General features: G+C 68.5%; 15 protein-coding genes and 2 rRNA genes. 7 read left to right on the top strand and 10 right to left on the bottom strand.

All coding sequences use genetic code 11. The features are described 5' to 3' along the window. Positions 1–40: 40 nt before the first annotated feature. On the bottom strand, positions 41–2,857 hold the full coding sequence (gene secA / locus KME66_RS21695; protein ID WP_073215706.1) for a preprotein translocase subunit SecA: 2,817 nt from the start codon (positions 2,855–2,857) through the stop codon (positions 41–43). Between the two features lie 239 nt (positions 2,858–3,096). Between secA and KME66_RS21690 the strand changes: the two genes are divergently transcribed. Both KME66_RS21690 and KME66_RS21685 read left to right on the top strand, forming a co-directional pair. Next, on the top strand, positions 3,097–3,717 hold the full coding sequence (locus tag KME66_RS21690) for a GNAT family N-acetyltransferase (protein WP_073215703.1): 621 nt from the start codon (positions 3,097–3,099) through the stop codon (positions 3,715–3,717). Positions 3,718–3,782: 65 nt separating this feature from the next. Further along, positions 3,783–4,970, top strand: a complete 1,188-nt coding sequence (locus KME66_RS21685) for a winged helix-turn-helix domain-containing protein (protein WP_216324987.1) — start codon at positions 3,783–3,785, stop codon at positions 4,968–4,970. A 21-nt stretch (positions 4,971–4,991) separates the two neighbouring features. Here the strand turns inward: KME66_RS21685 and KME66_RS21680 are convergent, their stop codons facing one another. The 7 genes from KME66_RS21680 to mtnA all read right to left on the bottom strand — a co-directional run bounded on the left by KME66_RS21680 (position 4,992) and on the right by mtnA (position 13,613). Next, entirely contained in the window at positions 4,992–5,747 is a 756-nt protein-coding gene (locus tag KME66_RS21680) for a response regulator transcription factor (RefSeq protein WP_073215697.1), read from the bottom strand. A 183-nt stretch (positions 5,748–5,930) separates the two neighbouring features. Continuing rightward, on the bottom strand, positions 5,931–6,620 hold the full coding sequence (gene raiA / locus KME66_RS21675) for a ribosome-associated translation inhibitor RaiA (protein ID WP_006124981.1): 690 nt from the start codon (positions 6,618–6,620) through the stop codon (positions 5,931–5,933). A gap of 326 nt (positions 6,621–6,946) precedes the next feature. Continuing rightward, positions 6,947–7,726, bottom strand: coding sequence for a ComF family protein (locus tag KME66_RS21670; protein ID WP_216324985.1), 780 nt, complete (start codon positions 7,724–7,726; stop codon positions 6,947–6,949). Positions 7,727–7,874: 148 nt separating this feature from the next. Then, positions 7,875–9,713: an LpqB family beta-propeller domain-containing protein gene (locus KME66_RS21665; protein ID WP_073215691.1), complete on the bottom strand. Its 1,839-nt coding sequence runs from the start codon at positions 9,711–9,713 to the stop codon at positions 7,875–7,877. 34 nt (positions 9,714–9,747) lie between these two features. Next, complete coding sequence (gene mtrB, locus KME66_RS21660) at positions 9,748–11,775, bottom strand: MtrAB system histidine kinase MtrB (protein WP_216324982.1); 2,028 nt, start codon at positions 11,773–11,775, stop codon at positions 9,748–9,750. Between the two features lies 1 nt (position 11,776). Then, entirely contained in the window at positions 11,777–12,466 is a 690-nt protein-coding gene (gene mtrA, locus KME66_RS21655) for a two-component system response regulator MtrA (RefSeq protein WP_007448372.1), read from the bottom strand. A 4-nt stretch (positions 12,467–12,470) separates the two neighbouring features. Further along, positions 12,471–13,613, bottom strand: a complete 1,143-nt coding sequence (gene mtnA / locus KME66_RS21650) for an S-methyl-5-thioribose-1-phosphate isomerase (protein ID WP_216324979.1) — start codon at positions 13,611–13,613, stop codon at positions 12,471–12,473. A 140-nt stretch (positions 13,614–13,753) separates the two neighbouring features. Between mtnA and KME66_RS21645 the strand changes: the two genes are divergently transcribed. From KME66_RS21645 to KME66_RS21625, 5 genes are read left to right on the top strand one after another with little or no spacing between them, the layout of a single operon-like run. Beyond that, positions 13,754–14,965 carry a hypothetical protein gene (locus tag KME66_RS21645; RefSeq protein ID WP_216324976.1) on the top strand — a complete coding sequence of 404 codons (1,212 nt, stop codon included), beginning with the start codon at positions 13,754–13,756 and terminating at the stop codon, positions 14,963–14,965. 4 nt (positions 14,966–14,969) lie between these two features. Continuing rightward, positions 14,970–15,659: a DUF4129 domain-containing protein gene (locus tag KME66_RS21640; RefSeq protein ID WP_216324974.1), complete on the top strand. Its 690-nt coding sequence runs from the start codon at positions 14,970–14,972 to the stop codon at positions 15,657–15,659. Then, positions 15,656–16,906, top strand: a complete 1,251-nt coding sequence (locus KME66_RS21635) for a DUF4350 domain-containing protein (RefSeq protein ID WP_216324972.1) — start codon at positions 15,656–15,658, stop codon at positions 16,904–16,906. Before KME66_RS21640 ends, KME66_RS21635 begins: the two co-directional genes overlap by 4 nt. Continuing rightward, a complete protein-coding gene (locus KME66_RS21630) occupies positions 16,903–17,931 on the top strand; it encodes a MoxR family ATPase (protein WP_216324970.1) in 1,029 nt (342 codons plus the stop codon). Before KME66_RS21635 ends, KME66_RS21630 begins: the two co-directional genes overlap by 4 nt. 10 nt (positions 17,932–17,941) lie before the next feature. Next, on the top strand, positions 17,942–19,255 hold the full coding sequence (locus tag KME66_RS21625) for a DUF58 domain-containing protein (protein WP_216324968.1): 1,314 nt from the start codon (positions 17,942–17,944) through the stop codon (positions 19,253–19,255). 139 nt (positions 19,256–19,394) lie between these two features. On the opposite strand, the gene rrf is transcribed toward KME66_RS21625, so the two are convergent. After that, a 5S ribosomal RNA gene (gene rrf / locus KME66_RS21620) occupies positions 19,395–19,511 on the bottom strand. Between the two features lie 81 nt (positions 19,512–19,592). Further along, positions 19,593–22,707: ribosomal RNA gene (locus tag KME66_RS21615) — 23S ribosomal RNA — on the bottom strand. Positions 22,708–22,908 lie beyond the last annotated feature (201 nt).

The raw sequence follows: 22,908 nt of genomic DNA, 5'->3' as shown, positions 1-22,908 counted from the left end.
CGCGTGGTGTCCGGCCCCTGCCGGGCTGCTGCCCCTGCCGCTACTTCTTGCGGCGGCGACCGCCGCCACCGCTCTTCTGGGCCTTGCGGCGCTCCGCACGCGTCATGCCGTCGGCCGACCGCGTGGCGCCGGGGACATCCCCGTTGGCGAAGTCGCCCTCGACGACACCGCCCTCACCGTCCACCGTGGGAGCGGAGAAGTGGAGCCGGTTCGGCCGCTGCGGGGCCTCCAGACCCTTGGCGCGGATCTGCGGGGCGGCAGCGGCGCCCTCCTTCTCCAGCGAGGGACGCTCGGCGCCCTCCTGGACCGGAACCTCCTCGACCTGCTGCTCGACCTGGACCTCCAGGTTGAACAGGTAGCCGACGGACTCCTCCTTGATGCCCTCCATCATGGCGTTGAACATGTCGAAGCCCTCGCGCTGGTACTCCACCAGCGGGTCCTTCTGCGCCATGGCCCGCAGGCCGATGCCCTCCTGGAGGTAGTCCATCTCGTAGAGGTGCTCGCGCCACTTGCGGTCGAGCACCGAGAGGACGACGCGGCGCTCCAGCTCACGCATGATGTCGGAGCCGAGGGTGTTCTCGCGCTCCTCGTACTGCTCGTGGATGTCGTTCTTGATCGACTCGGCGATGAACTCGGCGGTGACGCCCGCCAGGTCCCCGGCCGCCTCCTCCAGCTCCTCGACGGTGACCTTCACCGGGTAGAGCTGCTTGAAGGCGCCCCACAGCCGGTCCAGGTCCCACTCCTCGGCGAAGCCCTCGGCGGTCTCCTGCCGGATGTAGTCGTCGATCGTGTCGTCCATGAAGTGCCGGATCTGGTCCTGGAGGTCCTCGCCCTCCAGCACGCGGCGGCGCTCCCCGTAGATGACCTCGCGCTGCCGGTTGAGCACCTCGTCGTACTTCAGGACGTTCTTACGCGTCTCGAAGTTCTGCTGCTCGACCTGCGACTGGGCGGAGGCGATGGCACGGGTGACCATCTTGTTCTCGATCGGGACGTCGTCCGGGACGTTCGCCATCGACATGACGCGCTCGACCATCTGGGCCTTGAACAGGCGCATCAGGTCATCGCCCAGCGACAGGTAGAAACGGGACTCGCCCGGGTCGCCCTGACGGCCGGAACGACCGCGCAGCTGGTTGTCGATGCGGCGCGACTCGTGGCGCTCGGTGCCCAGGACGTAGAGCCCGCCGAGCTCCTTGACCTCTTCGAACTCCGCCTTCACGGCCTGCTCGGCCGCCTCCAGCGCGGCGGGCAGCGCGGCCGCCCACTCCTCGACGTTCTCCACCGGGTCGAGACCGCGCTGGCGCAGCTCCGCCTCGGCGAGGTCGTCCGGATTGCCGCCGAGCTTGATGTCGGTGCCTCGTCCGGCCATGTTCGTCGCGACGGTGACGGCGCCCTTGCGGCCGGCCTGGGCGACGATCGTCGCCTCCCGGTCGTGCTGCTTGGCGTTGAGCACCTCGTGCTGGACTCCGCGCTTGGAGAGCTGCTGCGAGAGGTACTCGGACTTCTCGACCGAGGTGGTGCCGACCAGGATCGGCTGGCCCTTCTCGTGCTTCTCGGCGATGTCGTCGACGACCGCGGCGAACTTCGCGACCTCGGTGCGGTAGATCAGGTCCGACTGGTCGGCGCGGACCATCGGCCGGTTGGTCGGGATCGGCACCACGCCGAGCTTGTAGATCTGGTGGAACTCGGCGGCCTCGGTCATGGCCGTACCGGTCATGCCGGAGAGCTTGTCGTAAAGGCGGAAGAAGTTCTGCAGGGTGATCGTGGCGAGGGTCTGGTTCTCGTCCTTGATGTCCACCCCTTCCTTCGCCTCGATCGCCTGGTGCATGCCCTCGTTGTAGCGGCGGCCGGCGAGGATACGGCCGGTGTGCTCGTCGACGATCATGACCTCGCCGTCGATGACGACGTAGTCCTTGTCCTTCTTGAACAGTTCCTTCGCCTTGATGGCGTTGTTCAGATAGCCGACGAGCGGGGTGTTCACCGACTCGTAGAGGTTGTCGATGCCGAGCCAGTCCTCGACCTTGGCGACGCCGGACTCGTGGATGGCCACGGTCCGCTTCTTCTCGTCGACCTCGTAGTCGCCGGTCTCCTCGATGCCCTTGAGCTGGTTGCCCGCCTCGCCCTTGGTGAGGCGCGTGACCAGCTTGGCGAAGTCGCCGTACCACTTGGTGGCCTGGTCGGCCGGGCCGGAGATGATCAGCGGCGTACGGGCCTCGTCGACGAGGATCGAGTCGACCTCGTCGACCACGGCGAAGTTGTGGCCGCGCTGGACGAGCTCGTCCTTGGACCACGCCATGTTGTCGCGGAGGTAGTCGAACCCGAACTCGTTGTTCGTGCCGTACGTGATGTCACAGCCGTACTGCTCGCGGCGCTGGGCCGGGGTCATGTTGGCGACGATGCAGCCGACGGTCAGGCCCAGGAACTTGTGGACCCGGCCCATCAGCTCGGAGTCACGCTGGGCGAGGTAGTCGTTGACCGTGATCAGGTGCACGCCCTTGCCGGAGAGCGCGTTCAGATACGTGGGCAGGGTGCCGACGAGGGTCTTGCCCTCACCGGTCTTCATCTCGGCCACGTAGCCGAGGTGCAGGGCGGCTCCACCCATGATCTGTACGTCGTAGTGGCGCTGCCCGAGGACACGCTTGGCGGCCTCGCGGATCGTGGCGAACGCTTCGGGAAGCAGGTCGTCCAGGCTCTCGCCGTCCGCGTACCGTTCCTTGTACTCGTCGGTGAGCGCCCGCAGCTCGGCGTCGGAGAGGTTGACGAAGTCCTCTTCGATGGAGCTGACCTGGTCCGCGATGCGGTGCAGTTTGCGCAGGATCTTGCCTTCGCCTGCACGCATGAGCTTGTTGAAGACGGACACTGAGGCTGGTCTCCTTGCCGGTCGGGCCTGGCACTGGGTCGTGTATGGACTCTGGCGCGGGCACGGCAGGTCGGCCCCACCGCAACGGCCATCGTAAGCGAGGACACCACCGCGTCGGGAGGGCTGCCGTCGCGTGGACCTCGCCGCACCCTTACAGGACAACGGTCCAGAGGCACGGAAGGTGCCGGGAAGCCCGAAAGTGCTCGCATCACGGCGACGGGCTCACGGACAATCGGCTCATGGAGCCGATCACCCTCACCACGGAACGCCTGGTCCTGCGGCCTTTCGGCCCGCAGGACACCCACCGGGTGCACGCCGCCTGCCAGGACCCGGACATCCAGCGCTGGACGGTGATCCCCTCCCCGTACCGCCTCACCGACGCGGAACTGTTCACCACGACGCTCTCCCCGGCAGGCTGGCAGGACGACTCCGCCTACGGCTTCGCCCTGACCCTGCGGGAGACCGGGGCCCTCGTCGGGGCGCTCGGCATCGACCGCCGCAGCCGCCCGGGGACGTACGAGGTGGGCTACTGGTCCGCCCAGGAGCACCGCGGCAACGGCTACGTCACCGAGGCGGTGCTCGGCTCCGCCCGCTGGGCCTTCACGTCCCTCGGGGCGGACCGGCTGGAGTGGCGGGCCGAGACCGGCAATCTCGCCTCGCGGGCCGTCGCCCTGCGGGCGGGGTTCCGGCTGGAGGGCGAACAGCGCTCCGGGCTGCTCAACAAGGGCGTGCGGCGCGATGCCTGGACAGCGGCCCTGCTCCCCTCCGACCTCGGTCTCGCGGGCGCCCACCCGTACGTCCCCGGGCGGCACGCGCCCCGACCCGACGGAGCCCCGGATTCCGTACGCCGGCCCGCCTGACCACCGTGATGTCAGGGGCGGATTCCGGGGCCGGACTGTCAGTGGCGCCGTCTAGGGTTCGACGTATGACGCCTGTGCCTCCTCCCGCAGTCGAACTCTCCGCCGACCAGGCCCGCCGCATAGCCCTGCGCGCCCAGGGCTTCCTGGGGGCCCCGGACCGCCGGGCAGGGGTGCCGGGGGTGCTGCGCCACCTCGGCGCGGTCCAGCTGGACACGATCTCGGTGCTGGCCCGCTCGCACGAGCTGATCCCCTACGCCCGGCTCGGCGCGGTGGGCCGCCGGACGGTGGAGGACGCCTACTGGTCGGGGGGACGCACCTTCGAGTACTGGTCGCACGCCGCGTGCATCCTGCCCGTCGAGGAGTGGCCGCACTTCGCGTTCCGCCGCCGCGCCTACCGCTCCCGCCCGCACTGGCACCACGATCTGCCCGACGGCGTGTACGACACCGTGATCAAGCAGCTGCGCGACGAGGGCCCGCTGACCGCCACCGAGCTGGGCGGCGCGAAGAACGGCGGCGAGTGGTGGGACTGGTCGGCGTCCAAGGTCGCCGTCGAGCGGGCCCTGATGTACGGCGAGGTGGTGTGCACCGAGCGGCGCGGCTGGAAGCGGATCTACGACCTGGCCGAACGGGCGATTCCCGACACCCTGCTGCACGACGATCTGAGCGACGCCGAGTGCCGACGGCGGCTGGTGGCGCTGGCGGGCAGGTCCCTGGGCGTCGGCACCCGGAGCGACATCGCGGACTACCACCGGCTGAGGGGCGAGGAGTTCGACGCCGTGGTGGCGGATTCGGGGCTGGTCCCGGTCGCGGTGGAGGGCTGGACGAAGCCCGCCTGGGCCGACCCCGAGGCGCTGGCCACGGAGCCGCGCGGCCGCCACCGCACGACGCTGCTGTCGCCGTTCGACTCCCTGATCTGGGAGCGGGCGCGCACGGAGCGGATCTTCGATTTCACGCATCGGCTGGAGGCCTACGTGCCCAAGCAGAAGCGGATCCACGGCTATTTCGCGATGCCGTTGCTGGCGGGCGGGAAGCTCCAGGGCCGGGTCGACCCGGCACGCGAGGGCACCACGCTGGTCGCCAAGCAGGCGTCACTGGCCGGCCCGAAGGCGGTGGCCCCGATGGCCCAGGCGCTGGTGGAGGCGGCGGCCTGGGTGGGCTGCACGGACGTCCGGGTCGACCGGGTGGACGCGCCGGAGCTGCGCGAGCCGCTCCGGACCGAGATCGGCCACGCGTTCCGGCGTGCCGGCCGCTGACCTCCTGCCCGCGCCCGCCGGCTACCGGATCTCCAGGATCTTCTCCCGCATGGCATAGACCACGGCTTCCATCCGGGAATGCAGCTGCAGTTTCTCCAGGATATTGCGGACGTGGTTCTTCACCGTGTTCTCGGAGATGAACAACTGCTTGGCGATGTCCCGGTTGTTCATGCCGGTCGCCACGAGTTTCAGCACTTCCAGCTCGCGTTCGGTGAGCCGGGGCGCCGGCACGAGCCGCCGCTCGTCGGTGCGCTGGATCATCGATTTGAACTCGGTGAGCAGCTTGGAGGCCATGGAGGGACTGATCTGGGACTGGCCGTCGGCGACCGCTCGGATGGCCGTGGCGACCTCGTCGGTGGAGATCTCCTTGAGGAGGTATCCGGTCGCGCCCGCCTTGATCGCCTCGTAGAGGTCGGCCTCCTCGTCGCTGATGGTCAGCATGATGATCTTCGCGCTGGGAGCCACCTCCTTGATGGCGGTGCAGGCCTCGATCCCGCCGCGCTTGGGCATGCGGACATCCATCAGAACGATGTCGGGCAGCAGGTCCGCGGCCTTGTCGACCGCCTCGGCGCCGTCCCCGGCCTCACCGATGACCTGGATGTCCTCCTCCTGCGCGAGGACGATCTCCAGGCCCCTGCGGAAGAGCGCGTGGTCATCGACCACGAGGACCCTGATGGGCTCCTTGCGTGCGGCGTCGTCCGTGTCCGCGCCGGTGTACGCACCGGCCTCGTCGTCGGAGTCGTTCGCATCACGCACGGGCCCGAAGGTGTCCGCCATCGTTCCTCCCCCTGAAGGCCACGGCCTGAAGTGTCGGTCGTTCGCCAACGGCACGTCACGGAACGCCGATTGGCTCGGTCCGCCATGATTCCATGCCCCGGCCCCGGCACGGTGGTCCTGGGCCCGTGCGCGGGTGCCCCCGGTGGCGTGAAAACGCCCCGGGGGCACCCGCGCGATGTGGCCTCAGCCGCCGAGCGCACCGCCCGCGCCGCCGGCCTCGTCCGCGGCGAGCGGGTCGGTCCTCAGGTGGATGACGCCGTAGTCGTAGGCGTGTCGCCGGTAGACGACGCTGGGCTCCTTCGTCTCGGAGTCGACGAACAAGTAGAAGTCGTGGCCGACCAGTTCCATCTCGTAGAGCGCCTGGTCGAGCGACATCGGTGCGGCGGTGTGGGTCTTCTCGCGCATCACGAGCGGCCCTTCGCCCTGCACTTCGAGCGAGCCGATCTTCGTGGTGGGGACGGGCGCCGGCGACTGGTCGCCGACCAGCTCACCGTCCTCGTCGAACGAAGCCACGCCGGGGACGACGTCCCCGACCTCGGCAGCCGACAGACGGCCGTTGCCACGGCGGCTGTAGCGCTTGTCGTGCTGCTTGCGCAGCCGGGCCTCCAGCTTTCCGGTGGCCAGGTCGAGCGCTGCGTAAGGGTCGCCCGCCGCCGCTTCCGCCCGGATGACCGGCCCCCGGGAGCGGAGCGTGATCTCCACCCGGTCGGAACGGTCGGCCTGACGGGGATTCGGCTCCTTGGACACCTCGACGTCGAGGCTGATCACCTTGCCGTCGAACTTCTGGATCTTGTCCAGCTTCAGCTTCTCGGCCACGTGCTTGCGGAACCGCTCGGGCACCTCGGTCTTGCGGCCCTTGACGACGATGTCCACGCAGAACTCCGTTCCCGGATCGCCCCGCCCAGAGGCGGAGCATCTCCCTTTTGCACCAGGCCCCGGAGATCCCCAGGGCCTCGGACTCGGTGGCTTTCGCCTCCTCCTCCCCCGTCGGAGGGGTCGCAACCCCACCGACTTTGCGTGCTTCTCGTACCGGTGAGTTACCTGCCCGAAACCTGATGGTGCATTCATCGAGGTCCGGCATTCACCGTCCTCACAACCGAACATAGCCTGCGCACCAGGTTCTCGGCACCCGCTACTGGCACGTACCTCCGTTCAGGGGGTATTGCCCTCTCATTACCTGCAACGATGCGGATTCCCGGTCAGTTCCGGTTTATTTCGAAGGCGGAGGGAGAGGCCGCGACGACCACCGCCCGGCACCCTCCGCGCGCGGGAGGCTCCGGAGCGGTTCCGTGCCCCGCGCCGACAGCCCGTGCCGCCTCCGCCAGGGTCGATCCCGTCGTCAACAGGTCGTCGACCAGGATCACCCGGTCGTGACGGAGAGCTCCGCGGCGGAGGAGTCGCTCCCCCGCTGCCGTGAGCTCCAGGGCGCCGGCCAGGTTCACCCGCCTCTGCCGCGCCCCGAGCCCCGACTGGTCGGCGACCGCGCGCCGCTGCCGGAGCACCGGAAGCACCCGGGCCTCCCGCCCCGTACGCCAGAGCTCCCGCGCGGCCGCGACGGCGATCCTGCGCACCGGATCATGACCACGCGCAGCGGTCGCGGACCGCGCGGAGGGCACGGGAACCAGAAGCAGCGGCGCCGCCGACGGGAGCCCCGCCCCGACGGACACCGCCGCCGCGCCGCCCGGCTGCCCCGCCACGGCCCGTACACAACCCGCCAGGGCCCGTCCGAGCGGCCCCGCCAGCCCCAGTGCCCCGCGCTCCTTGTGGGCCAGCAGAACCGCGCGTACGGCGTTCTCGTACGGCGCGGCCGCATACACCGTCGGGAGTCCCGGTGGCGCGGGCGAGGGGCGGACCCGGCGGGCCGACCCGCCGTCCAGCGCGGCCCCGCAGGCCGCGCACAGCTCGACGCGCGGTCCGCCGCAGCCGACGCAGCTCACCGGCAGGAGCAGACCGGACAGCTCCTGCCACACGTTCCGCATGACCCCACTGTGCCGCGCCCGCCGGGACCGGACCACTCCTGTGGAAAACCCCGGAATCCCGGGCGCGGACCCGACGCTCGGCCCGGATGCCCGAGCCCGACCCGACGCTCGGCCCGGGGCCCCGGGCGCGGACCCGCCGGTTCCCGGATCAGCCGGGGTAGACCAACGCCTTGCCCTTCTTGAGGACCGTCTGCCAGTTCTCCCCCGGAGAGAGCTTCACGATGCCGTCGCCGACGGTCTCCGCCATCAGCGGAAGCTGTTCGTCGTCCGCCGCGGCGACCGACTGGACCTGGTTCACCCCGGGGAGCGCCCCCGAAGCGGACGAGGAGCCGTCAGCCTGCACGTAACGCACCTGCTGGACACCGCCCTCCTCCTTGCCGACCACCACCAGACGGCTGCGCCCCGACCAGGAGATGGCCGAAACGTCCGCGAGCTGTGGTGCGGCCTGGCGCAGGTCCTCGACCGAGATCTCGGGCGACACGGTGGAGCCCCGCCGCTCGACCCGACCGATGTTCAGCGTCGTACGGCCGTCCTTCGTCAGCAGCAGAGCGATCCGCACGCCGTCCGCGGACATCCGGAGTTCCTCGATCCGGGCGCCGTCGAGGCCGGGTACCCGGACCTCCTGCGGCTCGCCCGTGCCCCCGGCCAGCCGCAGCAGCCTGGGTCCCGCCGGATCACGGTCGGCGACCCACAGGTCGCCGCGGCCGTCCCAGCTCGGCGGCGACAGCCGGTCGGCGGACTTGTTCGCCGTGCTGGTGACGAGGGGCTCGGCCAGTTCGCCCTCCGTCTCCAGGGAGGACACGTAGAGGTGCTGCCCGGAGGAGGAGACCGCGGCGGCCCGCTCCTCGTCCCGGGACACCCCGACGGATCCCATCGGGACGATGCCCGCCCCCAGCGGTCCGGTCACGGGCTCGGGCGTACCGATGGCGCCGGTGGCGACCGTGGCGCCGAGGATCCGCTCCACCTGGCCCTTGTCATTGATGAAGTACTGGCTGTCGTCCCCCTGGGACCCACGCTCGGCGGAGAACTGCGGCGCGTCGTCGGCGTCCAGCGCGCAGAGCCGTTTCTCGACGCCTTCCAGCTGCACCCGCTCGACCCGCGCCGAGGTGAGGTCCCGGAGCGTGAACAGCACCTGCGCGGCCATCATCCGGCACGCGCTGCGGTCCACCGCGTCGGCCTTCAGGCTGAGCGGCACCTTCAGAACGTTCTGATCGTCCGGGGCCAGCGCGGTGACGCCCTTGCGCAGGACGGTCCCCGCGGGGAACCGGGAATCGACGACGGGCCGCAGCCAGTCCGTCGGCCCGGCCAGCAGCGTCCTGACGGTCTGCGTCACGGTGTCCATCCGCGTGACGGGATCCGTACGGTTGCGCACGTAGACGGGGTCGGCGACGAGCGTCGACCGGCCGTTCCTGGCCCCGGTGGCGTAGTAGTACTTGTTCACGGAGCGGTAGAGCCGCTTGAAGTCGGACTGACCGAGGACCAGGCCGTCCGGGACGACGTCGATGCGCCACTCCTTCTTCCCCTCCGCCACCTGTTCCAGCACCAGGTGCAGGCTCTGGGAGTAGTCGGTGGGTGCGAGCGGCCGGTAGGAACTCTGTGCGTCGACCGTCGCGACCTGCTCCCCGGTCAGCGTGTAGGTCGCCTCCCGGTCCCGGGTGGCCCGGTTGTCCTCGTCGTGGAGGAGGGGGCCGCTGCGGTTCGGGGCCTGGGCCAGCACCGTCGTGCTCCCGCTCGGCCGCCAGGTACTCCGGGCGTCCGCGCTCAGGTACTTCCGGGTGGTCGCGAACGCGGGATCATCACTGGTCATCGACTCCAGGAAGCCGTCGACGATCTCGCTGGGCGGCGCTCCTTCCCGGGGCGCCACCGCGTACACCTGCACCTGGGAGTCACCGGGCTGCGAGGCGTCGACCGCCTTGACATCCCCGGTCACCGGCATCGAGCCGCAGCCGGCCAGCACGACGGCACCGCAGCCGAGCAGCGCGGACATCCGCACCGCCCGTACACGGCCGCCCGGACGGCGGTCAGTAGCCACGAGTGGTGTCCTCCTGGTCGGATTTCTGTACGCCCCCGCGCCCGCCACCGGAACGCTCCGGGGCCTGGCGTGCCACGACGCGGGCGCCGTTGCCGGGCAGCGCGGCGGGGTGCACCGACGCGGGCGCGCCGCTCCGGGCGACGGGGCCGCGGCCGGGCACGGGCAGCGGGGAACGGGCGCCCGCACCGGACTGGGGCGGCACGGACGTCAGACGCTGGTCGCCCGGCCCGGCCTCGTCGCGCTCCCGGTTCTCCCGGTTACGCCGGGAGTCCTCGGGCTCCAGCGGTATCGGCGAACCGCGCAGGGGCTCGTCCGCCGTACGCGGCAGGGTCAGCCGGAACTGGGAGCCGCCGCCGGGCTCGCCCCAGGCCTGGAGCCAGCCGCCGTGCAGCCGGGCGTCCTCGACCGCGATGGAGAGGCCGAGACCGGTCCCGCCGGTCGTCCGCGCGCGCGCCGGGTCGGCACGCCAGAACCGGTTGAAGACGCGGGTCGCCTCGCCGGGCTTGAGCCCGACCCCGTAGTCCCGGACGGCCACGGCGACCGCGCCCCCCGCGACGCCCATCCGCACCACGACGTCCCGGCCCTCGCCGTGCTCGACGGCGTTGACCACGAGGTTGCGCAGGACGCGTTCGACACGGCGGGCATCGGCCTCGGCGATCACGGGCTGGCCGTCACCGACGACGAGGATGCGGGTGCCCTTGCGCTCGGCGAGCGGCTCGGCGCCGCCGATCACCCGGTGCACCACCGTCCGCAGGTCTATCGGCTCGGCCTCCAGGGCCGCGGCACCCGCGTCGAAGCGGCTGATCTCCAGCAGATCGGCGAGCAGCGACTCGAACCGGTCGAGCTGGTCGCCCAGCAACTCGGCGGAGCGTGCGGTGACGGGGTCGAAGTCGGCGCGGGCCTCGTGGATGACATCGGCGGCCATCCGCACAGTCGTCAGGGGGGTCCGCAGCTCGTGCGAGACGTCGGAGACGAAACGCCGCTGCATCCGGGAGAGCTCCTCCAGCTGCTGGATCTTCAGCTGGAGGTTCTGGGCCATCTTGTTGAACGCCTCGCCCAGCCGGGCGATGTCGTCCTCGCCGGTGACCTTCATCCTCTCCTGGAGCTTGCCCGCGGAGAGCCGCTCGGCGATGCCGGCCGCCATCCGCACCGGGGTGACGACCTGCCGCACCACGAACCAGGCGATGGCCCCGAGCAGCACGACGACGAAGAGGCCGGCGGTCGCCAGGGTCGTCTTGACCAGGGTCAGGGACTTCTCCTCCTGCGTGAGCGGGAAGAGGTAGTACAGCTCGTAGGGCTGCTGATCGATGTCGTAGAGCCGCTTCCCGACGACGAGCCCCGGTTGCGACTCGTTGCCGTACGAGTACTGGATCAGCGAGTACGTCTGGAAGGCGCCCTGCCCCTTGCTCACGTTCTGCCGCAGGCGTTCGGGCACGCTGGAGGCCTCGACGCTGCCGGAACCGCGCGCGGCACGGCTTCCCGCACCCTCGGTGACCGAGTCCACGCTGAGCGCCACCACGTTGAAGGCGTTCTTGCCGCCGCTGGCGAGCTGGTCGACGAGCTCGGTGCGCCACGAGGTGCTGCCGGCCATGCCGTCGGCGCCCTCGCTCCCCTGTCCGCCGGGGGCGAGGGGAGCGTTCGCCTTCTCCTGGGCTGCCGCGAAACCTCCGGCGGCCTGGGTCTGGGCGGCCTTGCCCTTGGCATCGAGCAGACCGTTGCGCACCTGGCCGATGACGACGAAGCCGAGCAGCAGCACGACACCGATCGACATCAGGAGGGTGCCCGCGACGACACGGAGCTGCAGGTTGCGCCGCCACAACCGGACGGCGGGCAGCAACGGACGGCGAACCCACCGCATCAGCAACCGCGGTACGGGCCCGCCGGGCGTCCGGTCCTCGAACAACCGGCCGCCCTGCAGGAAACGGCTCATACGTGACGCCTTCCGACCCGGGCCGGCAGCCCGCTCCGTACGGACTCCCGGCTCGCCGGGCCCCGGAGCAGCGCTGCCTCGGGCCATCTCAGCTCGGTCCGGCCTTGTAGCCGACGCCTCGGACCGTCACCACGATCTCCGGCCGCTCCGGGTCCTTCTCGACCTTGGAACGCAGACGCTGGACATGAACATTCACCAGACGGGTGTCGGCCGCGTGGCGGTAACCCCACACCTGTTCCAGCAGGACCTCACGGGTGAAGACCTGCCACGGCTTGCGGGCGAGCGCGACCAGCAGGTCGAACTCCAGCGGAGTCAGGGCGATGGACTGCCCCTCCCGCTTCACGGAGTGGCCGGCCACGTCGATGACCAGGTCACCGATGGTCAGCTGCTCCGGCGCGGGCTCTTCGGACCGCCGCAGACGTGCCCTGATCCGGGCGACCAACTCCTTCGGTTTGAACGGCTTGACGATGTAGTCGTCGGCACCTGATTCCAGGCCGACCACGACATCGACCGTGTCGCTCTTGGCAGTGAGCATGACGATCGGCACACCGGACTCGGCCCTGATCAGCCTGCACACCTCGATGCCGTCCCTCCCGGGCAGCATGAGGTCGAGCAGCACCAGGTCCGGCTTGGCCTCACGAAATGCGGCCAGTGCCTTGTCGCCGTCCGCTACGAACGACGGCTCGAAACCTTCTCCACGCAGCACGATCCCGAGCATCTCGGCCAGTGCGGTGTCGTCGTCGACGACAAGGACGCGTCCCTTCATAATCGACATCATCCCATTAGCTAATCGTTACCTGCGATGACCTGGCACACAGCTCGGCCAGTCCGACCCCCGTGACCGGGGAAATCGCCCCCTCCTCGGTGACGATCGCCGTGATCAGTTCCGGCGGTGTGACGTCGAAGGCCGGGTTGTACGCCGGGGCTCCGAGGGGTGCGACGACGATCCCGCCTCCACCACCGGCCGACACACCTTGCGGCGATGTGAGCTCCGTCACTTCTTGCCCGGAACGCTGCTCGACGATGATCGATGTGCCGTCCGGGGTCTCCAGATCCACCGTCGTCGTCGGCGCCACCACGATGAACGGCACGTGGTGGTACTTCGCGAGCACCGCCAGCGGATAGCTCCCCACCTTGTTGGCCACCGAGCCGTCCGCGGCGATGCGGTCGGCGCCTATGAGTACCGCGTCTACCTCTCCCGCCGCGAACAGGGACCCCGCCGCGTTGTCCGTGAGCAGGCTGTACGCCAGCCCGTTCCGTGCCGCCTCGTAGGCGGTCAGACGCGCCCCCTGGAGCAGCGGCCGCGTCTCGTCCACCCACAGCCGTCGCAGCCGACCCTGCCGGTGCACCCGCAACGCCACCGCGAACGCCGTCCCCTCGCCCCCCGAGACCAGCGCCCCGGTGTTGCAGTGAGTCAGCAGCTGGTACGCCCGGCCCGGCAGCAGCTCCTCCAGCAGCGCCTCGCCGTACTCGGCCATACGCCTGCTGGCCTGCGCATCCTCCCCGTGCAGCACCCGCGCCTCGGCCAGCGCCGCCGCGGCGGCAGCCTCGTCGCCCTCTCCCTTCCCGGCGGCCGCCCAGTAGGCCGCCGCCACCCGCCGCACCCCGTAACCGAGGTTCACCGCGGTGGGCCGCGCCCCCTCCAGCAGTCCCGCCGCCTCCGCGACGTCGAAGCCCCTCGCCGCCGCGAGCGCCACCCCGTAGCCCCCGGCGATCCCGAGCAGCGGGGCTCCTCGTACCGCCAGCGTCTGGATCGCCCGCACCAGCGCGGGCACATCGGTGCACACCAGCTCGACCTCCTCGGCGGGCAGCCGCGTCTGGTCGAGAAGCACCAGCACGGGGCCTTCCGGAGGCTCGTCCCAGCGGAGTACGGAAAGCGCGGGAGGCTCGAAGCCCACCGATGATTGCGCGTCCTGATCAGCCATCCGTCCAGTCTGCCCGGTGAGTCACCCGCATATGAAGGTGCCAACGAGAAGGAGCGGCTGGTCCACCTCCAACCGGCGCGTGGCACGATGGCTGCCAACCTGCCGCCCCGATGAGCGGTCAGGACGGTGAAGGAGCGACAATGAACGACTCTCCGGGCTGGGCGTCGCCCGGATCTGCCCCCTCCGACGGCAAGGAGAGGGCGATCCCCCGCCCCTCCGACCCGCAGGACGGAAGCGGCCCGACGGGACAGTGGTCCCCCGAGCAGCCGCCCCCCGGGCAGTGGTCCCCACCGAGCAACCCCGTCGGCGGCCCCGGAAGCCGGCCCCCCGCTCCGGGCTGGGGCGGCGGCCCGCAGCGACAGGGCTGGGCAGGACCGCCCCCGGCAGCGAAGCCCGGCGTCATCCCGCTGCGCCCGCTGAGCCTCGGCGAGATCCTCGACGGCTCGGTCTCCGCTCTGCGCGCGCACTGGCGTACGGCGCTCGGCTTCAGTCTCGCGGTCTCGGTGGTCACCCAGATCGCCGTCGTCCTCATGCAGCGCTATCTGCTGCCGGAGCCGACCTCCATCGACCCGAACGCCACCGGTTCCGAGGCCCTGCGCCAGACCGCCGATTCGGCCCGATCGACGCTGATCTCCCTGGCCCCGGTCTCCCTCGTCTCGATGATCGCCACACTCTTCACGGCCTCGGTCGTCACCGTGATCATCAGCCGCTCCGTGCTGGGCCGCCCCACCACGCTCGCCGACTCCTGGGCCGAAGCCCGCCCCCGCGTCCTTCCCCTGCTCGGGCTGACCGTGCTGGTCGCCGTGATCATGGCCTCCATCATGGCCGTGGGGATCGGCCCCGGCCTGTTGCTCGGCTCCGAGGCCGGAGCGGCCCTGGCCTTCCTCGGCTTCGCCGTCGCCTGCGTCGTGATGCTCTGGCTGCAGGTCAGCTTCGCCCTCGCCGCCCCCGCACTGATGCTGGAACGACAGAGCATCGTGGCTGCGTTGCGCAGGTCGACGAAGCTGGTCCGGGGCGCCTGGTGGCGCACCTTCGGGATCCTCGCCCTGACCTACCTGCTGACCTTCCTCCTGACGTTCCTCGTCTCCATCCCGTTCGGCATCGTCGCGGTGATCGCCGACGGAACCGAAGTCAGCGACCTCTTCGGTGGTACCGCTCCCTCCGTCGGCTGGCCCTTCCTGATCATCACCGGCATCGGCGAGGTGATCGTCTCGACGTTGATCTACCCCTTCGTCGCCGGAGTGATGGCCCTCCTCTACGTGGACCAGCGCATCCGCCGCGAGGCCCTGGACCTCGACCTCGCCCGCGCCGCCGGCCTGCCCGGCTACGGCGACGACACACTCAGGAGCTGATGCGGTGTCGGGGGCGGGGGGCATCACCACAGCACGGCAGGACATCGCAGCGGGCGACATACCCGTGGACACGCCACGGCTGCCCGCACGGGAGGCGGCCGAGAGCGAGCTGTCCAAGCCGATGTACCACGAGAACGATCCGAACTTCCTCCAGCGCGCCCTGAACCAGTTCTGGGACTGGGTCGCCGGAGTGTTCGACGCCGCCGCCGGGGCAGCCCCCGGCGGCCCGGCCGGGCTCGCCGTCCTGGTCGTCATCGTCATCGGCCTGGCCGCCGCCCTCTGGTGGCGGCTCGGCACCCCACAACGCTCCTCCCGGAGCACGGACACGCTCTTCGACAGCGCGGGCCCCCGCAGCGCGGCCCAGCACCGTGCCGCCGCCGAAGCACACGCCGCGGCGCTGCGCTGGACCGAGGCCGTCCAGGAACGCATGCGCGCCATCGTCCGGTCCCTGGAGGAGCGCGCCCTGCTCGCCCCCCGCCCGGGCCGCACCGCGGACGAAGCCGCAGCCGAAACAGGCCGTACCCTCCCCGAGCACACGGCCCGGCTGCACGCCGCCGCCCGAAGCTTCGACGACGTCACATACGGCGGGCGCACGGCGGACCAGTCGGCATACCTGTCCCTGCGCACCCTCGACCTCGAACTCGACGAGGCGAAGCCGTTGCTGCCCGGAACCTCCCGAGGAGCCACCGGATGACCACGGCGACCACCTCTTCGCCCACCTCGACCGCGCCCTCCCCCGGCCAGGTCTGGACCCGCGCCCGAGGCATTCTGGCCGTCGTCCTCATCCTCGTCGTCGCGGGCGTCACGTTCGCAGCCGCCCGCTCCGGCGCGAACCACGGGCAGCTCGACCCCCGCTCCGCGGACCCCAAGGGCAGTCGTGCCGTGGCCGAACTCCTCAAGGCACGCGGCGTATCCGTCACCGTCGCCACCACTCTCGACGAGGCCACCGCCGCGACCGGCCCCGACACCACGCTCCTGGTCGCCGGCCCCAACCTCCTGACCCGGTCGCAGCAGCTCCGGCTGGAAGACGCGACGTCCGCCTCCGCGGGGCGCACTCTTCTGGTCGCCCCAGGGCGGGAGGCCACGCCACGCCTCGCCCCCGGCATCCGCGCCGAGTCGCACGAGGCTGTCAGTGCACTCGCCCCTGCGTGCGACCTCCCCGCCGCCCGGCGGGCCGGCACAGCGGACCTGGGCGGCACCCGCTACACGACGCAGACCCCCACCGCCGTCGCCTGCTACCCGAGCGCGGGCCTCCCCAGTCTGGTCTCCCTCCCAACCGAAGCGGGCGGCAACACCGTCGTCCTCGGCTCCCCGGACATCCTTCACAACGAACGTCTCGATCAGCAGGGCAACGCCTCGCTCGCCCTGCAGCTCCTCGGCTCGCGTCCTCATCTCGTCTGGTACCTCCCTTCCCTCACCGATCCATCCGCGACAACCGATGACAGCACCCCCGGCGATGGCGACGAAGAGCAGTCGGAAGGCGGTGTCAGGGACGACGCGCCCGACGAAAGCAGCTTCCTCGACCTCATCCCGTCCGGCTGGCTGTGGGGAACACTGCAACTCGCCCTCGCCGCAGTCCTCGCCGCCGTCTGGCGCGCACGCCGACTCGGTCCCCTGGTGACGGAACGACTGCCGGTGGCCATCCGCGCCTCCGAATCCGCCGAAGGCCGGTCGCTCCTCTACCGCAAGGCCAACGCCCGTGACCGCGCCGCCGACGCCCTGCGAGCCGCCAGCCGTACGCGTCTCGCCTCCCTTGCCGGGGTGCCCGCCAGTGACGCGCACACCCCCGATGCCCTACTCACCGCAGTGTCCGCACGGGTCACCGCCCCGGACCGCGACCTGAACGCACTGCTCTTCGGTTCGGCTCCTTCCACCGACGCCGCCCTGGTCCTCCTCGCCGATCAACTCGACGCCCTCGAAAGAGAGGTACGCACTTCATGAGCGCCCCGACCCCCGAGCCGGCCGAGCCCTCGGCGCCTGCGGCATCCCCTGCGATATCCGCGGCCCCGGAGCCGTCCGACAGCGCCCGCGCCTCCTTGGAAGCCCTGCGCTCCGAGATCGCCAAGGCCGTGGTCGGGCAGGACCCCGCTGTCACCGGACTCGTCGTCGCCCTGCTCTGCCGAGGTCACGTACTCCTCGAAGGCGTGCCGGGAGTGGCCAAGACGCTGCTGGTCCGTGCGCTCGCCGCCTCCCTCGAACTGGAGACCAAGCGCGTCCAGTTCACCCCCGACCTGATGCCCAGCGACGTCACGGGTTCACTGGTCTACGACGCACGCACCGCCGAGTTCTCCTTCCAGCCCGGACCGGTCTTCACGAATCTGCTGATCGCCGACGAGATCAACCGCACCCCTCCCAAGACCCAGTCATCCCTTCTTGAGGCGATGGAGGAGCGGCAGGTCACCGTCGACGGCACGCCGCGTCCCCTGCCCGAACCGTTCCTCGTCGCCGCGACCCAGAATCCCGTCGAATACGAAGGCACCTACCCCCTCCCCGAAGCCCAGCTGGACCGATTCCTGCTCAAACTGACAGTTCCGCTGCCCTCACGGCAGGACGAGATCGATGTCCTCTCCCGTCACGCCTCCGGCTTCAACCCTCGCGACCTTCAGGCCGCCGGAGTACAGCCCGTCGCCGGACCCGCCGATCTGGAAGCAGCACGTGACGCCGTCGCCAGGACGACCGTCTCCCCCGAGATCGCCGGCTATGTCGTGGATATCTGCCGTGCCACGCGTGATTCCCCCTCGCTCGCCCTCGGTGTCTCGCCCCGAGGGGCCACAGCACTGCTGTCGACCGCCCGCGCCTGGGCCTGGCTGACCGGCCGGGACTATGTCATCCCGGACGATGTGAAGGCATTGGCGCTCCCCACGCTCCGCCATCGCGTCCAACTGCGGCCCGAGGCGGAAATGGAAGGAGTCACTTCCGACTCCGTCATCGCCTCAGTGCTCGCCCACGTGCCCGTACCCCGATGAGGCGGTGACCATGGCCCTCACCGGACGTACCGCGCTGCTGGCCGCCCTGGGGTCACTCCCCGTAGGCATCCTCGCTCCCAGCTGGACCGGGATGCTGGCAGTCAATGCACCGCTCTCACTGGCAATTCTGTGCGACTACGCCCTCGCAGCGCCAGTGCGTACGCTTCGATTCACTCGATCCGGCGATACAAATGTTCGACTCGGTGACGCGGCCGAAGTGGAACTGACGGTGACCAACACCTCGCGTCGGCGTCTGCGCGCCCAGCTGCGGGACGCCTGGCCCCCCAGCAGCTGGGTATCGGGCACCGAACACGGCGCTTCCCGTCACACGCTGAAGATCCCCGCCGGGGAGCAGCGGCGCCTGGTCACCGCTCTGCGCCCGACGCGTCGCGGCGACCGGCAGGCGGAACGCATCACGGTCCGCTCGTACGGCCCGCTCGGCCTGGCCGCACGCCAAGGGCAGCATCGGGCCCCCTGGACGGTGCGGGTTCTGCCGCCGTTCACCAGCCGCAAGCACTTGCCCTCCCGACTCGCCCGGCTCAGGGAGCTGGACGGTCGCACCAGCGTTCTGACACGTGGTGAGGGCACGGAGTTCGACAGTCTGCGGGCGTACGTGCCCGGAGACGACACACGTTCCATCGACTGGCGGGCCACCGCGCGCCAGTCGGCCGTGGCAGTCCGGACATGGCGCCCCGAGCGTGACCGGCACATCCTGATCGTTCTCGACACCGGGCGAACGTCGGCGGGCCGGGTCGGCGACGTCCCCCGCCTGGACGCCTCGATGGATGCCACGCTTCTTCTGACCGCGCTCGCCACGCGGGCGGGCGACCGGGTCAGCCTGCTCGCCTACGACCGTCAGGTCCGCGCTCGCGTCCAAGGACGAACGGCCTCGGGTGATTTCCTGGCCAACGTCATCAACACGCTGGCGACACTGGAACCCGAGCTCGTCGAGACGGACGCACGCGGCCTGAGCAATGCCGCCCTGACCGACGCACCGCGCGGTTCTCTGATCGTCCTGCTCACAACGCTGGAGGCCGCCCCCATCGAGGAGGGGCTTCTGCCGATGCTGCCTCAGCTCACCCAGCGCCACACCGTGCTCGTGGCCGCGGTCTCCGATCCCCGGATCGAGGACATGGCCGACGGACGAGGGAACGTGGGCTCGGTGTACGACGCGGCTGCCGCCGGCCAGGCCCAGGCGGACCGTCGCCGCACGGCCGACCGGCTTCGGCGCCATGGCGTCGTCGTGGTGGACGCCACCCCGGACAATCTCGCTCCCGCGCTGGCCGATGCGTATTTGGCTCTGAAGGCCGCAGGTCGTCTCTGAGGGACCTGCGGGCCGGCCCGGAGGGGGACGGGCCGCCGAGCGGGGCCGGCGGTGCCGTGCCGGTCTGCGCGACCGGGACCGGGCCCGGAACGCAGAAAAGCCCCGCACCATCACGGTGCGGGGCTTTCCCACAATAATTGTTCGGCGGCGTCCTACTCTCCCACAGGGTCCCCCCTGCAGTACCATCGGCGCTGAAAGGCTTAGCTTCCGGGTTCGGAATGTAACCGGGCGTTTCCCTAACGCAATGACCACCGAAACACTATGAAACAATCAAACCAACCGGGCAACAACACAGCCGTTCGTTATTTCAGAACTAACACAGTGGACGCGAGCAACTGAGGACAAGCCCTCGGCCTATTAGTACCAGTCAGCTCCACCCGTTACCGGGCTTCCACATCTGGCCTATCAACCCAGTCGTCTACTGGGAGCCTTAACCCTCAAAGGAGGTGGGAACACTCATCTCGAAGCAGGCTTCCCGCTTAGATGCTTTCAGCGGTTATCCTTTCCGAACGTAGCCAACCAGCCATGCCCTTGGCAGAACAACTGGCACACCAGAGGTTCGTCCGTCCCGGTCCTCTCGTACTAGGGACAGCCCTTCTCAATATTCCTACGCGCACAGCGGATAGGGACCGAACTGTCTCACGACGTTCTAAACCCAGCTCGCGTACCGCTTTAATGGGCGAACAGCCCAACCCTTGGGACCGACTCCAGCCCCAGGATGCGACGAGCCGACATCGAGGTGCCAAACCATCCCGTCGATATGGACTCTTGGGGAAGATCAGCCTGTTATCCCCGGGGTACCTTTTATCCGTTGAGCGACAGCGCTTCCACAAGCCACTGCCGGATCACTAGTCCCGACTTTCGTCCCTGCTCGACCCGTCGGTCTCACAGTCAAGCTCCCTTGTGCACTTACACTCAACACCTGATTACCAACCAGGCTGAGGGAACCTTTGGGCGCCTCCGTTACTCTTTAGGAGGCAACCGCCCCAGTTAAACTACCCATCAGACACTGTCCCTGATCCGGATCACGGACCCAGGTTAGACATCCAGCACGACCAGAGTGGTATTTCAACGACGACTCCACAACCACTGGCGTGGCCGCTTCACAGTCTCCCACCTATCCTACACAAGCCGAACCGAACACCAATATCAAACTGTAGTAAAGGTCCCGGGGTCTTTCCGTCCTGCTGCGCGAAACGAGCATCTTTACTCGTAGTGCAATTTCACCGGGCCTATGGTTGAGACAGTCGAGAAGTCGTTACGCCATTCGTGCAGGTCGGAACTTACCCGACAAGGAATTTCGCTACCTTAGGATGGTTATAGTTACCACCGCCGTTTACTGGCGCTTAAGTTCTCAGCTTCGCCACCCCGAAGAGCAGCTAACCGGTCCCCTTAACGTTCCAGCACCGGGCAGGCGTCAGTCCGTATACATCGCCTTACGGCTTCGCACGGACCTGTGTTTTTAGTAAACAGTCGCTTCTCGCTGGTCTCTGCGGCCACCCCCAGCTCAAGCAGCACGTGCTATCACCAGAAATGGCCCCCCTTCTCCCGAAGTTACGGGGCATTTTGCCGAGTTCCTTAACCATAGTTCACCCGAACGCCTCGGTATTCTCTACCTGACCACCTGAGTCGGTTTAGGGTACGGGCCGCCATGAAACTCGCTAGAGGCTTTTCTCGACAGCATAGGATCATCCACTTCACCACAATCGGCTCGGCATCAGGTCTCAGACTCCATGCACGACGGATTTACCTACCGTGCGTCCTACACCCTTACCCCGGGACAACCACCGCCCGGGCTGGACTACCTTCCTGCGTCACCCCATCGCTTACCTACTACAAGTCTGGTTCATCGGCTCCACCACTACCCTCAACTCCGAAGAGATCGGGCCGGCTTCACGGACTTAGCATCGCCTGATTCAGTACTGGGCGTTTCAAAGCGGGTACCGGAATATCAACCGGTTGTCCATCGACTACGCCTGTCGGCCTCGCCTTAGGTCCCGACTTACCCTGGGCAGATCAGCTTGACCCAGGAACCCTTAGTCAATCGGCGCACACGTTTCTCACGTGTGTATCGCTACTCATGCCTGCATTCTCACTCGTGAACCGTCCACAACTCGCTTCCGCGGCTGCTTCACCCGGCACACGACGCTCCCCTACCCATCCATACTCCCGTTGAGGATATGTGTATGAATGACACGACTTCGGCGGTACGCTTGAGCCCCGCTACATTGTCGGCGCGGAATCACTTGACCAGTGAGCTATTACGCACTCTTTCAAGGATGGCTGCTTCTAAGCCAACCTCCTGGTTGTCTCTGCGACTCCACATCCTTTCCCACTTAGCGTACGCTTAGGGGCCTTAGTCGATGCTCTGGGCTGTTTCCCTCTCGACCATGGAGCTTATCCCCCACAGTCTCACTGCCGCGCTCTCACTTACCGGCATTCGGAGTTTGGCTAAGGTCAGTAACCCGGTAGGGCCCATCGCCTATCCAGTGCTCTACCTCCGGCAAGAAACACACGACGCTGCACCTAAATGCATTTCGGGGAGAACCAGCTATCACGGAGTTTGATTGGCCTTTCACCCCTAACCACAGGTCATCCCCCAGGTTTTCAACCCTGGTGGGTTCGGTCCTCCACGAAGTCTTACCTCCGCTTCAACCTGCCCATGGCTAGATCACTCCGCTTCGGGTCTAGAGCGTGCAACTCAAACGCCCTGTTCGGACTCGCTTTCGCTACGGCTTCCCCACACGGGTTAACCTCGCTACACACCGCTAACTCGCAGGCTCATTCTTCAAAAGGCACGCAGTCACGACTGACAGCACAAGTGCTGCCAGCGACGCTCCCACGGCTTGTAGGCACACGGTTTCAGGTACTATTTCACTCCGCTCCCGCGGTACTTTTCACCATTCCCTCACGGTACTATCCGCTATCGGTCACCAGGGAATATTTAGGCTTAGCGGGTGGTCCCGCCAGATTCACACGGGATTTCTCGGGCCCCGTGCTACTTGGGTGTCTCTCAAACAAGCCGCTGATGTTTCAGCTACGGGGGTCTTACCCTCTACGCCGGACCTTTCGCATGTCCTTCGCCTACACCAACGGTTTCTGACTCGTCTCACAGCCGGCAGACCATGACAGAGAGATCCCACAACCCCGCATACGCAACCCCTGCCGGGTATCACACGCATACGGTTTGGCCTCATCCAGTTTCGCTCGCCACTACTCCCGGAATCACGGTTGTTTCTCTTCCTGAGGGTACTGAGATGTTTCACGTTCCCTCCACACTGCCTATGTGTTCAGCAGCGGGTGACAGCCCATGACGACTGCCGGGTTTCCCCATTCGGAAACCCCCGGATCACAGCTCGGTTGACAGCTCCCCGGGGACTATCGTGGCCTCCCACGTCCTTCATCGGTTCCTGGTGCCAAGGCATCCACCGTGCGCCCTTAAAAACTTGGCCACAGATGCTCGCGTCCACTGTGCAGTTCTCAAACAACGACCAGCCACCCATCACCCCGCCCTTGCAGACGAGTTCACTGGGACCGGATCAGAAGGCTGCCTTACGGCCGTACCCTCAGATACCCAACAACGTGCCCGACACGACCGATCCCTCACCACGTTCCACGCCGAAGCAGTACTAGTGACAACCAGATCATCGTGC

It is taken from the genome of Streptomyces sp. YPW6, from assembly GCF_018866325.1.
GTDB lineage: Bacteria > Actinomycetota > Actinomycetes > Streptomycetales > Streptomycetaceae > Streptomyces.
Note: the sequence above shows the minus strand (reverse complement) of the source record. Positions and strands in the feature narration are given on the sequence as shown.